Consider the following 13,546-nt stretch of genomic DNA (forward strand, 5'->3'; position numbering starts at 1 on the left):
GGTGCTTGAGGTGCCGCCATATTCGAATTCCTTTCATTGCGCGACAAGGGAAGGGTCCAGGGCGGACTCGATGTTGGAGAAGCTAATCCAAGTGCATCATGGTCAGTTTTGAGGGTAGGGGATCAGCCTCCCTCTTGCAAATGCGCCACGAACACTTCGGTCGGTGTCTTGTAGCCCAGGCACTTTCTCGGTAGGTCGTTCAAATGGTGAGCGAGTTGAACCAGCGCCGATTGCGGCACTTCGGCCAGGTCAGTGTCGCCTGGCATGAAGCGGCGAATGCGCTTGTTGGCGTTTTCGACCGCACCTTTTTGCCAGGGTGCGCTGGGGTCGCAGAACCAGCTGCGTGCGCCGATGCCATCTTCCAAAGCCCTGAACCCGGCAAACTCCGTGCCGCGGTCAAAGGTGAAGCTCTGGCGTGCGAAGCCCGGCAAAAGGAGAGAATGTCTCGATGATCTTATCCATGATCGGACGCGAGTGCCGGCTTTGGTTCTTGATCATCACTGTGTAGCGGCTTTTGCGCTCGACCAGTGAGGTGAGGTTGGCATGGCCGAAGTCTCGTTCGAAGATCAATAGGTCGCCCTCCCAGTGGCCAAACTGCGTCCGATCGTCAATAAAATCAGGTCGTTGTGATATCCGATGACTGGCCGGAAACACGCTGTTTCGCGGCTTCCGCGATCCACGCGGGCGGCGTTTGCGGCGTGCCTCCGGCAGATATCGATAGAGGCCAAGCCCGTAGTCTTCCTTGCCGTAGATGAAGCGGTAGATGGTCTCGGCGCAGATGCGAACCAGACTGACGCTGTCGGCCAGCAGACGGCCAGCGATCTGTTCTGGTGACCAGTATGCTTTCAATCTCTCAATCACCATACGACGCAGATGCGGATGGCGCCGGAGCTTTCTCAAGCGCCGGCGCCGCTCTTTGGCGATGTCATCAGCAACTGTCGAGAAGTAGCCACTGTATTCGGGAAGCTCGTGATCCCGAAAGGTATTGCGTCGGATCTCACGATAGATGGTCGAGCGGTGACGGCCGAGCAGACGGGCCATCTCATTGACCGGAACCTTGCGCTCGACCAGATGATGAAGGCGGCGCCGATCGGCGAGGGTCAATTGCGAATAGCATCGGGACATGCCAAAATCTCCAAAGCGAAACCATTGAAATCACTGGCATGTCGCACTTCATTCTTGAACCCACCCAGGCTACATAGAAAGATCAGATAAGATATATTATGGAACTTTTGGCTGCTCCTTGGCCAAGCGACCAGGCTTGGCCCTCGACAAATGTCGCGTGAGAAATCGCTCCACCTGGTTCACGACAGCGCCGACGAACCCGACGATAATCAGATAGAAAATTGCAGCCCAGATATAGGTTTGGTAGTCAAACGTTTGTGAAAACGCGTACCGCGTGTGCCCCATCAAATCGAACACGGAAATAATCGCGACGATCGCAGAGCCTTTCACTAGCAGGATCACCTCATTGCCGTAGGGTCTGACTGCAATTATCAGGGCCTGCGGAAGGATAACCCGTCGCATCATTGTAGTTTTCGCCAGGCTCAAAGAACGCGCGGCTTCCCACTGCCCGCGCGGGACGCTTTCTATTGCCCCGCGAAGAATTTCCGTCTGGTAGGCGGCGGTGTTCAGCGTTAAAGCAAGCAGACCGCAATTCCACGGTTCGCGAAAAAACCACCAGAGACCAGCTTGCTGCAGCGCTGCATGGTATGATCCAAGGCCATAATAGATGAGAAATAGTTGGGCAAGGAGCGGTGTGCCGCGAAAGGCGTGAACATAACACCAAGCTGGCCAGGATAGCGCAGCCGACTGGCTCATCCGCCCTCTGACAAGAACGAGCGAGAGGGCGAAGCCGAGCGCAGCCGAGACGGACACCAAGCTAAGTGTTGTCGCCGCCCCTTCTAGATACCGCGGTGCAAACTTGGCGACTTTGCTGGAGTCCCAGCCGCTGCAAACTGTATAGACGATTGCAACAAAAGCGCTCGCCCAGATGAGATAAAGCGTAACTCCCATGCAACGGGCAAGCGACGGTCGGCGGCTTTTGCGAGACGAGGGGTCAAACGAAAGGGCGACGGTAGTGCCGGCCATCAACGCACCTGCCCGCGATTCAGAATTACCCCGAAACGAGATATGATGCCGGCTGAGAGAACTGCAAGCGCGAGATAGATGGCGCACGCGATGCCATAAAAGAAAAAAGCGTCCTTGGTTACCTTTGCGGCAATACCGGTCTGGCGCAGCACGTCCGCTAGACCGATCGTCGATACATAGGATGTGTCTTTCAAAAGATTCATCCATAGGTTCCCAAGACCAGGCAGAGAAAGTCGTAGCAGCTGCGGTAAAATCACTGATTTGAAAGTGCGGTACCGAGGTAGCCCAAGGGCATATCCAGCTTCGTACTGTCCCTTTGGGATGGCGTTGAAAGCGGCGGTAATCACCTCGGCGCAATAGGCAGAAAAAACAATCGCGAGCGCGCATACTCCAGAAAACAAGGCATCGATCTGAACTGTGATGTCTAGGCCGAGCCACGTGACCGCACCCTGCAAAGCAAGCTGTAACCCAAAGTATATGATGAACAAGGTCAAAAGTTCGGGCAGAGCTCTGAAGAGGGTGGTGTAAAGCGACGCAGCTGAGCTCAGCAATTGGTCGGAACTACGTTTAGCGAGAGCGACGCCAACCCCAACCAGGAGGCCAATTGGCAAAGTCAAAACAGCACACGCTACTGTTACCCAAAGCCCGCGGGCGATCTCGTCCCCCCACCCAACGTTGCCGCAGGATAGCATCCCGCTGGGTGACACGAATGAGAATATCCCAACGGGTCCGCACAGGGGATCGAGGCTAGAAGCGACAGCCCTTCCATAGTGCAGGAAAGCAATCGCCGCCTCGATCATGTTCGGACCTCGCATGTCAGCATAACCGCCGAGGTGTCAATTCCCGTAGGCATCGAAGTCAAAGTACTTGTCGTTGATTTTTTTGTAGGTCCCGTTGGAGCGAATTGCTTGGATCGCAGCGTTCAAGCGGTCCCGTAACGTGCTCCCCTTCTTGACCGCGACCCCGACACCTTCACCATTAATGACAGGATCAATTGGAAGGGTAGCCAGTACCTTACAGCAGCTGCCGGCTTCCGACTTCACCCATTCCGTCAGCACCACAACGTCATCGACCGCTCCGTCGATGCGTCCATTTGCGAGATCGAGCTTGTATTCGTCGGCCGTCGGATAGACGCGAAGCTCTGACTGGCCGAGATGTTTTTCGGCGTAATTGGCGTGCGTCGTAGCCGACTGCGTACCGATGGTTTTTCCGGCAAGCGCCTGGATATCTGCAATATCTGAAGATTTCGAAACCGCAACGGCTGGCGGAGTGTTGTAGTACCGGTCGCTGAAATCGATGAGTTTCAACCGTTCAGGCGTGATCGAAACAGACGAAATAACCATATCGAACTTGCCTGACACCAGGCTCGGGATCATTCCGTCCCACTCATTGTTGACGAACTCGCACTCGGCTTTCATCTCGGCACAGATTGCCTTGCCAATGTCGATATCGAATCCTTCGAAGTTCCCCGAAGCATCCAAGGATTCAAACGGCGGATACGTGGCGTCTGTGCCAATCAGGAGCTTTTCCTGACCGATGGCCGAGCCGGCAGCAAGGAGAACAGAGGCCAACACCGCTGATGCGTAGAAACTTCTCATATCCATCACCTCGGGAACGAAAATAGGAAACGCTGTTCGCAATACGGCTACGTTAATCCCTCGCCCTGAGATGTCAAGTGCCCGGCTTGCAGAACGTCACGCTCACTTTGATTTATGAAATTACTTTGATTGCCGTGTTCCCGACTGGAGGCGCGCTCGCGAGCAAAGTCTCGACACCACATTGGTTACGAGCAGCGTCGGTGATCGCTCAAGGTTGCGGCCTGGGTTCGCCACCGGCGCCCGGATCGAGTAGCTACCAGAACGCGCGCGGAGAACACTATTGCAGCAAAAAACAAAACGTCGTATGCGGATTGAGAACGAAGCATACCTTTCAAGGAGAATTTTTGATGCGTGTCGTAGTTCTTGGTACAGGCAAGGTCGGCGCTACCGTGGTTAGAAAGCTCAGCGCTGATGGCCGGTTCGAGGTAATCGCTGTTGATAAAGTGCCCAATTCAACCCTCGCCGGGACGGCCACAGTAGAAAAACTCGATGTGTCCAGTGTCGAGGCGCTAAAGGGCTTTCTAAAGCCAGGCGACGTCGTCGTTAGCGCACTGCCGTATTACCTTAACGGCGGCGTCGCCGAGGCAGCGGGCGCTATCGGCTGCCATTACCTCGACCTGACGGAAAGCGTTGAAAGCACACGAAGGGTACGGGCAACAGCCGAACAAGCGCAGACCGCCTTCATCCCGCAGTGCGGTATCGCGCCGGGCTACATTGGAATCCTCGCCAGCGATCTCGCCTCGAAATTCGATTCCGTCGAGCGCATCTCGCTGCGCGCGGGATGCGTCCCAGTGAACCCGACGAACCGACTTGGTTACAACGTTATGTGGTCAATCGACGGTGTGGTTCATGAATACTGCGAACCATGTGACGCCTTGCGTAACGGGCAGCCCGTGCAGATCGCGCCGCTCGAGGACCTCGAACAGCTTGTTATTGGCGGAACCACGTTTGAGGCATTTAATACATCCGGCGGCTTGGGTACCCTCCCGGAAACCTACCAGGGCAAAATCAGGTCGATGGATTACAAGTCCATTCGCTACCCGGGCCATGCCGAGCTGATGCGGTTCTTAATCGATGATCTTCGCTTCATCGATCGCCAAACCGATCTTCGTGATCTCCTGCTGCAGAACCTGCCGACGTCCTTGCAAGATGTTATCGCGCTGCAGGTGGTTGCAATCGGCGAACGGAATGGTCGCCGCGACCAGATCTCCGCAAGTCAACTGTTCAGATACAAAGACGAGGTCGGCGGTACAGCCATCGAGGACACCACAGCTTCGGCCATCTGCACAATGGTCGATCTCCTCGTCACCAAAAAACTTCCTCAGTCCGGCTTCGTCAAGCAAGAGCAAGCGAAGCTTAGTGACTTCCTCGAGAGCCCTTTCGCTGCGATTTATCGCGACACGCCTTGGTGCTGACCTAAGCTGCGGTGCCGCAGCCATCCGGGACTGTGAGCGCACAACAACGCAGGGAGGACCGGCCACTGCCGGTTCTCGCCCCGTCGGGCCATATTTAAGGGAAAAACACCGCGCTCTTGGAGCCCTGCCTGGCAGAAACTGGCTGTTCGTGCCGTTGACGCCCGCCCGGTTTGCGGGCGTTAAGAGAGCACGTCTGACACGTGCGGGTCGCGACTGCTGATATCCATCCTAACCAGGGACACTGACGAAGAAGTTCGAAGCCTGGGAATATCCGCGTTTCGCAGTCGTTTTCAGCAACCTCCTGGACAAGGAGGTTGGGAGCGGACTACGCAAACCTCCTCATTTGGCGATCGCGCCGCGACAGATTCGCTGATAAAGACACCTGAATATGGTCGGCAAGTAGACCACCCTCCCCGAGCTCAGTCGGCTACGGGTACAACGTAATTCAGTGCTCTTCGTCCACCATCAATAAACACAGTCTCTCCGCTTACGTATGCAGCGTCATCGCTCGCAAGAAAAGCGACAACGGCCGCGACATCTTCGGGCTCTCCGAACCGTCCGAGCGGCGTTCGAGACAGAAGCATTCTTCGTGATGCCTCGTCAGTAAGGACATTGGTCCTGACCATGTCGGTCAAAATTGTGCCAGGTCCTACCGCATTGACACGGACTCCCAGCGGGGCAAACTCAAGTGCCATCACGCGCGTAAGTTGCTCAATAGCACCCTTAGAGATGTTGTAGATCGTGTATCCCGGCATTGCCATGACGCCATTAACCGACGACATATGCACGATTGCTCCGGGCGTCCCCTGCAACTGGATCTGGCGAAGGAAAGATTGGGAACACAGAATGCCGGAAAGGACATTTATCTGAAGCCCACGTACAAGATCATCCTCTGTGAGGTCGAGGAACGCCGTCCTCTTTGCCACGCCAACGTTAGAAATCAGAACGTCAGCACCGCCGAATTTTGCAACCGCTTCCTGCACCATCGCATCGACGGCCTCACGCGAGGTGACATCAGTTTGTTTGAAGGCGAGCCTCTCATTGAGTTGGAGAACGCTGGACGCCGCGCTGCCCTCCCACTCCTGAATGTCTGCGGCCAAAACGCACGCGCCTTCAGCCAGAAGTCGTTCGACGCAGGCAAGACCTATCCCCTGTGCGGCACCCGTGACAATGACCCGCTTACTCTGGAACCGGTTCATAACGCCTATCCTTATGTCTCTGTTGAAACAACTGTTCGCGACAGGAGTACATCGTACACCAGATAATTCAACAAAAAAATTGCGGCAGTCGACTCTCCGCAGGCGGCCCTGCTGAGAGTCCGGTAAACACGGAACTTTAGAAGCGTTAGCTCACGGTAGGCCTTGGGTATGAACCGCGATATCCAAGCGAGGCCGAGATACGTTCGCCAGCTGCGGCCAGCACCTCAAGCTGTTGAAGCTCTGGCACTTCTGGAAGGTATTGAAGCGACCCTACCAGTGTGACGGCTGCAATGCAGTCACCGTCCGCCGCAAACAATGGAACAGAGACGGCATTGATACCGACAACGGTTTCCTGAGGAGCAGCCGCCCACCCTCGCTTTCTCGCAAGTTCAACTTGCTGCTCCATTTTGTTGGGGTCAGAAGACGTAAACTGGGTAAACTTGTCGGGCTTCTGTCGTTTTGCCGATGCTAGCAGGGGGCGTCTGCTGAAGGCCATAATCACGCGGCCCTGCGATGTCACACCGAATGGCAGCTCGGAACCGACACGAACTCCAATCTCCATAACGAGGGTGCCAACAAGTGATTTAAGGATCACAACGCCATTGTTGCCGATGCCGGCCAAGTTGACGGTTAATGACAACTGATCCCGTAATTGTCTCATAACGGGCTCTGCCACCATCAACAAATCTATGCGGCTCGAGGCAAGCTCGCCCATGATATGCAGACGAGTGCCGAGACCATATCGCTGCGTGATAGCGTTTTGATTGAGATATCCGCGCTCGGTCAATGTCTTCACATATCGGAACACTGACCCTTTGGTCAGCCCCAGGCGGCTTGAGAGTTCAGATATTCCAACTTCATCACGCGCATCGGAAATCGCCTCAAGGATATCGAGCGCGACCTGCAAGGATTTAACCGACGATCCCGCTTTTTCTTCCTGCATGAAAAATGCCTCCAAATGACCCACCCGGGTATTTCTAATCTTGTTCTTTTAACAGATTGGATTGGGAAAACAGTAGGTTCCCCTCCTTTGCAGCGGTGAGCAAACATATGTGCACCGATCCCCCTTGACAAAAACCACTCGCCACCCTCCAATATCGCGTATGGCGTTCGCCTATTGCGAACATAATGAATTTAACATGGTTGCCGCCATTTGCTAGGAGTGAAACGGATGACGGACGGAAAACTTGCGCAGAGCAAACGAGGCGCGCGCCTTGGCGTCGATATCGGGGGCACATTTACTGACGCAGCGCTGGAGATTGACGGCACCCGATACACCGCCAAAAGCCTGACCACCCACAAGAACCCGGACGACGGCGTTCTGACTGCCATGGATCTGGTTCTCAATGAGGCGGGCATTGGGTATGGCGAACTCGATCTGGTGGTGCACGGGACCACGCTTGCGACGAACGCGCTGATCGAGCGCAAAGGCGCAAAAACCGCAATGATCACCACTGCCGGTTTTCGCGACACGATCGAGATCGGGCTTGAATTCCGCTTCGACCTCTTCGACCTCTTCCTCGAACTGCCTTCCCCGCTGGTCGACCGCGCCCTGCGTATCCCGGTGAAGGAGCGACTTGGTGCCGGCGGGATCGAACTTGCGCCTCTCGACGAGGCCGATGTCGCGGCCGCGATCGAGCGCCTCAGAGATGAAAACGTGGAGGCGGTTGCAATTTGCTTCCTTCATTCTTATGCAAACGGTGCACACGAGCGGCGCGTTCGAGACCTCGTCCAGGCAGCCCTCCCCGATGTCTCAATCTCGATTTCGAGTGAAGTCGCGCCGGAGATGCGCGAATACGAGCGGTTCTGTACGGCGGTCGCAAACGCCTACGTGCAGCCAAAAATGGCAAGCTATCTCTTCCGTCTCGAGCGACGACTGCGCGATAACGGGCTGAAGTCATCGCTCCTTATGATGCTTTCGGGTGGCGGGCTAACCGATATCGCAACTGCCGCGGCCTTCCCGGTCCGTCTGGTCGAGTCAGGCCCGGCCGGCGGCGCACTGTTTGCAGCCTCTGTCGCTGCCGAGAACGGTCTTTCCGACGTCGTCTCATTCGACATGGGTGGCACGACGGCCAAAATCTGCCTTATTGACGACGGACGACCGCAGACATCGCGTACCTTCGAAGTGGCAAGAATCTATCGCTTCAAAAAGGGAAGCGGCACTCCGATCCGAATTCCGGTCATCGATATGGTGGAAATCGGCGCGGGCGGGGGTTCGATTGCGCATGTCGATAGCCTCGGTCGGGTCAACATAGGTCCAGAAAGCGCGGGATCGGAGCCTGGACCTGTTTCTTTTGGCCGCGGCGGTACGGAGCCGACAGTCACAGACGCCAACCTGATTTTGAGCCGTATCAACCCGAAGGGTTTCGCCGGAGGTCGCTTTCCGCTTGACCGACCAAGTGCAACCGCAGCGATGAAACGCGCAGTTGGCAACAAGCTCAATCTTGAACCCGCCCAATCGTCCGGCGCTGTCGCCGAGATGGTCGAAGAGAATATGGCTTCGGCGGCGCGAGTGCATGGCATCGAGAGTGGTAAGGAAATCCGCGGTCGCGTCCTGATCGCCTTTGGAGGCGGTGCTCCGCTTCATGTCGCGGGTGTTATGCAGAAGCTAGGTATGCGCCGCTTTCTGGTGCCGAACGGGGCTGGCGTCGGCTCGGCAGTCGGCTTCCTTCGCGCACCGGTCTCGTATGAAGTTGTGCGATCGCTACACCAGAAGTTGTCGACGATTGACGCTGCCGAAGTCAATGAGCTCCTGAGCGAAATGAGTGTGTCTGCAAGCTCAATTGTGGAGAAGGCGGCAAACGGCAAAGAACTGTCAGAAATCCGGACTGCGTCAATGCGCTATGTCGGTCAAGGTCATGAAATTAATGTCTCGATCCCGACGCGCGACTTTACTCGACAAGACGCCGAAGCGCTGCGGCAGGCCTTCGAATTGCGATATCGCGAAGTCTATCGTCGGAACGTTCCTGGCGCGGATATCGAAGTACTGACTTGGTCAGTCCTCATCACCACTGCAACGCCAGCGATACAGATCTTTTCAAAACCTGGGGAAGCATATGATGCCAAGCCGACTTCGCACCGCGAGGTATTCGAAAGCAAGGCATCTCAGACATTGTCTTATGCAATCCATTGGCGCGCCGATCTGCGACCGGGTGCGCGGATTGCAGGGCCAGCGATCATTGAAGAAGACGAAACATCGACTGTGATTCCGACCGGCATGAATGCTGTCATTCTGCCGTCGGGTGCAATCCTCGGCGAACTCACTCAATCCGAAAATGCTGTCAAATTCGTCAAGGAGAGCGTTAATGCGTAGCGCCATCGATCTTCAAATCATTCGGCGCGCTTTCACCCTGTCTCGCCGATCAGGCCCGCCAGCTCGGAATGACCGTACTATATCTGGGGTCCATAGATGTTCCCTCCGATGGCCAACTCCTACCTTTGGTCGAAGACAGCGGTATTCTCGGCCGGTGGTTCGAACAACGAAAGACGAGCGCGGCGATCATCCGACCAGATCACTATGTCTACTCTGTCGCCGCGAGCGAAGAGAGCATCGAACGCCATCTCCACGATTTGGCGCCCGTTTGCGGCGCGTCACTCCAGCATCAGTCACCATGGAGCGGGTGGCTTTAGGTTAAATGCCAAGCACGACGCTGCGAATTTCCTTTGCCACATGCAGCTCGGAACAAGAATTTCGGAAAGGAAAACGCAGGCTTGTCGATTGCGACGAGGATTTGCCCTACTTTTCTATCTTGCTGTGATCCACACGAACTCAAAAAAGCTGTTCTTGGTCCCGCGAGCAGAGAGGAACGCGGCAAGTGCCCAATGCCTGGTTTGCCCGAGATGACGGAAAATCGCTGATGTTCTTAGCCGGCATCCATGTGCCGCAACGGCAAAGCGTCTGGAAGGTTCGGGACGGGCTCACGACCGACGATCTCTATGGTTTTCTAACCACGGATCCCAACGATCTCGTGAAGCCAATCCACGAGAAGGCAATGCCGGTCCTCCTCCTGACAAAGGAAGAGACCGACATATGGATGCGAGCGCCGTGGGACGAGGCAAAACTCCTTGCCCGCCCGCTTCCGAACGATGCACTGATCATTTTGTCGCGAGAACCATATGGGTCATCGATAGTCTCGAAGTCAGGAGAGCCACAAGCACAAGGCAGTTTGCTGTAATCTCCACTTTATGCGGCCACAAACGAGGGGAGCGAAATTCCGCCCCAAAATATTCTCGATCGACGTTGAAAATAGCTGACCTCGATCGAGCAGCTCGGCTATCCGCCTGGCAACAAGCCTGCCTCTTGATAGCTTTGGATCATCGTGTCGAAAAGCGAGATATCGGCCCGGCTTCGGGCAAGAAGCTGCGCTCCCGCGACGGCGGCGAAGATCGCGCGCGCCCGCGCCGCGCTCGCCTTCTGATCTGCCAGGCCAGCATCGACAAGCCGTTCCGCTAGCCAGGCGATATTGACGTCAGCGAAGGTCTGCACCTCTGTCCTGACCTGTTCAGGAAGATCGTCATACTCCGCGCCGAGGAAGCTACCGAGGCACAGGCGATTGCCGTTCTCCAGCGACATCCGGAACGTCTCCGGATACTTTCGGAGAGCAGCCTTCGGATCGCCTTTTATGTCGGCGACTTCTTCGAGCCACGCCTTCGTGTCCTGCCAGTAGCGCTTTGCGATCGCGGCTGCGAGATCGGCCTTGCTTGGAAAGTGGTGATAGATGCTGGCCGCCTTGATGCCGACTTCGGCCGCTAGCTCGCGCATGTTGAGCCCCCCATAGCCGTGCGCTTGCGCGCTTAAACGCCCTGCGGCCAGTATGGCTTCCCTCGCATTCCCGGACATAATCCACAAACTCCGCTTCATCCTAACAAATGTTAGATAGGGCTTGACGGAGGATTTGTAAAGCACTAGCTCTGACTAGCCTACCAACTGTTAGTTAGAGAGAGCGCCATGAGCAACGAACTGATTTTCGCCGATGCCACTAAGCTGGCCGAACTCATCCGCAATAAAGACTTATCGCCTGTCGAAGTCGTTCGGGCACATCTCGACCGCATCCAGGCGGTCGACCCCCAGGTCAATGCAATCGTGACTGTTGCCGACGGAGCGCTTGAAGCCGCCCGCCGAGCAGAAGCCGCAGTCCTTGCTGGTAACGAACTCGGCCCACTGCATGGCGTGCCGTTTACCGTCAAGGATTCGATCGACACCGCCGGTGTCCTCACTCAGCGTGGTTCACCGATCTTCAAGGGCCGCACGCCCGATCACGATGCGACAAGCGTCGAACGCATGAAGAAGGCGGGTGGCATCCTTCTTGCCAAGACCAACCTCCCGGAATTTTCTTATTGGATCGAGAGCGACAACCTGCTGTCCGGGCGTTCAAACAATCCATGGGATCTTGAGCGCACGCCAGGCGGATCGAGTGGCGGTGAATCCGCTGCGATCGCTGCAGGCATGTCGCCGATCGGCCTGGGAACTGACCTTGCAATCTCCGTCCGCGGTCCCGCCGCGCAGACCGGCATCACCTCGATGAAAGCGACCCATGGGCGCGTGCCGATGACAGGCATCTGGCCACGTGCGCCGCGTCGCTTCTGGCACGTTGGCCCAATGGCTCGTTCGGTGCGTGACATCGCACTGGCCTTCACGCAGCTGGCAGGCCCGGACGGGCAAGATGCATTCGCCTCCAGCACGGTTCCTTTCGACGCAGGCATTGGCCGGCAGCCATATCGGCAGCTTCGCGTGGGTTGGATGGTCGGACCGGGATTCGGCCCTGTCCATCCGGAAGTTGCCGCCACAGTTAAGGCTGCAGCCGAGGCGTTGAAAGACCTGGGTGTCTCGGTCGAGCATGTCGGAATCCCCGCACTGGAGAAGGACTTCGCGCTTGACGTCTTCAACCGTCTCCACGTCATGGAGATGAAGCCAGCCTTCCGTGAGGCGACCGCTGGTCGTCGGGAAGACGAACTTTACAAGATGGCAAAGACAATGCTGTCCCTGCCCGACACTTCGATGGACGATTATATCGACGCCGAACAGGCCGCCGAGCGGCTGCGTGATGGCTATGCCGGTTACTTCTCACGCTACGACGCGCTCATCACTCATGTCTTGCCAATTCCAGCCCATAAGCATGGCGTCGAGGAATTTGTGATCGATGGCCAGGCGGTCGACGCAACCTACCTGCAGGGCGCTACCGTGCCTCTCAATATTACAGGTCTTCCAGGCGTGTCGATGCGGTTTGGAACAAGCAAGGAAGGATTGCCGATCAACGTCCAGATCGTAGGCAAGTGGCAGGCTGAATCGACTATTCTTCACATCGCATCCCTGCTTGAAAACGTCAGCCCGACACGGGCGATGCGGCCTCAGCTCTGAATTCTACTAACTATTTGGCACGGCTTTCTTAGTGGGAAGGCCGTGTTCCTTCGCGACATCGGCGATTAGACTAGGGATTGCTTTTAGGGGCGTTCGCCTTGAACTGATTTGAACCTACGACCCGTTGCTCGGCTGCGACCCATCGGAAGAAAGCCAGGATTTGTCGGTTTGCATTTAATCGTGAGATTCCAGTCCTAGCAGTCTCAATAAGATAGCCGGGCACTCAATTTGAGACTGGGCATTTAATTTGAGAACCTGACGGTTTTTTTTGGCACTTAAGTGAGATTCGCCGCCAGGGAAAGATGGTTGCTTACGGGCACGCTTCCATAAGAAAATGACCTACATCACAGATGGTTATCGGCGAACCGGAAGGCGTTTGGCACGGAAAATCACACCGACCAATCTCAAATTGGGTGCCATCACTAGTCTGAACCGGCGCATTCCTACAGTTAAATGCCAAATGACACTACTTGCCCATCTGGCCCAATTGCCTATCGAAGTCCGCCGGATCGAAATAGTCGCGCCAGACCGTGATCATGCCATTCTCGACAGTCACTGTCCCCATGACGGGCAGCGTAATCCGTCCGCCGTTTTCGTGGATGAAGATGTCGACTCTCTCGTTCAGCACAACGTTGCCTGCCGCCGCGATCTGCACCACTTTCCAGTCGACTGTAAACTTGCTGCCGATGCCGAAATCGCGGTGGAATTTTCGAACGTTTTCGCGGCCGGTGATATCGGGAAAGGGCACGTTGTCGTAGAGGACGTCTTCGGAGAGCATGGCGATGGCCTCGTCGATCCGATTGGCGCTCCAGTGGTCGAAAAACGTCTGTGCTGCTTCGATGGCCGTGGTGGACATAGCGGGCTCCTGAGTTGGGCAATATAGGC

The 13,546-nt window shown here is 56.1% G+C and carries 10 protein-coding genes and 2 pseudogenes; 4 read left to right on the plus strand and 8 right to left on the minus strand.

From position 1 onward, the window contains the following. Positions 1-122: 122 nt before the first annotated feature. From FHT29_RS29230 to FHT29_RS29245, 4 genes and pseudogenes are all read right to left on the minus strand, one after another. Positions 123-1,125 (minus strand): annotated as a pseudogene (locus FHT29_RS29230) (IS30 family transposase). 96 nt (positions 1,126-1,221) lie between these two features. Beyond that, on the minus strand, positions 1,222-2,091 hold the full coding sequence (locus FHT29_RS29235) for an ABC transporter permease (RefSeq protein WP_168600748.1): 870 nt from the start codon (positions 2,089-2,091) through the stop codon (positions 1,222-1,224). Then, complete coding sequence (locus FHT29_RS29240) at positions 2,091-2,891, minus strand: ABC transporter permease subunit (protein ID WP_168600749.1); 801 nt, start codon at positions 2,889-2,891, stop codon at positions 2,091-2,093. Before FHT29_RS29240 ends, FHT29_RS29235 begins: the two co-directional genes overlap by 1 nt. Positions 2,892-2,927: 36 nt before the next feature. Further along, the gene (locus tag FHT29_RS29245) at positions 2,928-3,695 is read right to left on the minus strand and encodes a transporter substrate-binding domain-containing protein (protein ID WP_168600750.1); all 768 of its coding nucleotides are present in this window, start codon (positions 3,693-3,695) and stop codon (positions 2,928-2,930) included. Positions 3,696-3,775: 80 nt separating this feature from the next. On the opposite strand from FHT29_RS29245, the gene FHT29_RS29250 reads away from it, so the two are divergent. After that, a complete protein-coding gene (locus FHT29_RS29250; protein WP_168600751.1) occupies positions 3,776-5,104 on the plus strand; it encodes a saccharopine dehydrogenase C-terminal domain-containing protein in 1,329 nt (442 codons plus the stop codon). 419 nt (positions 5,105-5,523) lie between these two features. On the opposite strand, the gene FHT29_RS29255 is transcribed toward FHT29_RS29250, so the two are convergent. Beyond that, the gene (locus FHT29_RS29255) at positions 5,524-6,303 is read right to left on the minus strand and encodes an SDR family oxidoreductase (protein ID WP_168600752.1); all 780 of its coding nucleotides are present in this window, start codon (positions 6,301-6,303) and stop codon (positions 5,524-5,526) included. Between the two features lie 145 nt (positions 6,304-6,448). Beyond that, entirely contained in the window at positions 6,449-7,246 is a 798-nt protein-coding gene (locus FHT29_RS29260; RefSeq protein ID WP_168600753.1) for an IclR family transcriptional regulator, read from the minus strand. Positions 7,247-7,474: 228 nt separating this feature from the next. Between FHT29_RS29260 and FHT29_RS29265 the strand changes: the two genes are divergently transcribed. Next, positions 7,475-9,616: a hydantoinase/oxoprolinase family protein gene (locus FHT29_RS29265; protein ID WP_168600754.1), complete on the plus strand. Its 2,142-nt coding sequence runs from the start codon at positions 7,475-7,477 to the stop codon at positions 9,614-9,616. A gap of 476 nt (positions 9,617-10,092) precedes the next feature. Then, positions 10,093-10,478: pseudogene (locus FHT29_RS29270) on the plus strand (SOS response-associated peptidase family protein); the annotation flags it as partial. Positions 10,479-10,576: 98 nt separating this feature from the next. Here FHT29_RS29270 and FHT29_RS29275 read toward each other — a convergent pair. Further along, positions 10,577-11,143: a TetR/AcrR family transcriptional regulator gene (locus FHT29_RS29275; protein WP_168600756.1), complete on the minus strand. Its 567-nt coding sequence runs from the start codon at positions 11,141-11,143 to the stop codon at positions 10,577-10,579. Positions 11,144-11,251: 108 nt separating this feature from the next. Between FHT29_RS29275 and FHT29_RS29280 the strand changes: the two genes are divergently transcribed. After that, positions 11,252-12,661: an amidase gene (locus tag FHT29_RS29280; protein WP_168600757.1), complete on the plus strand. Its 1,410-nt coding sequence runs from the start codon at positions 11,252-11,254 to the stop codon at positions 12,659-12,661. Between the two features lie 466 nt (positions 12,662-13,127). Here FHT29_RS29280 and FHT29_RS29285 read toward each other — a convergent pair whose 3' ends face one another. Continuing rightward, positions 13,128-13,517, minus strand: coding sequence for a limonene-1,2-epoxide hydrolase family protein (locus FHT29_RS29285; protein ID WP_168600758.1), 390 nt, complete (start codon positions 13,515-13,517; stop codon positions 13,128-13,130). Between the last annotated feature and the right edge of the window lie 29 nt (positions 13,518-13,546).

This window comes from Rhizobium sp. SG741 (genome assembly GCF_012275435.1).
Classification (GTDB): Bacteria; Pseudomonadota; Alphaproteobacteria; order Rhizobiales; family Rhizobiaceae; genus Rhizobium; species Rhizobium lusitanum.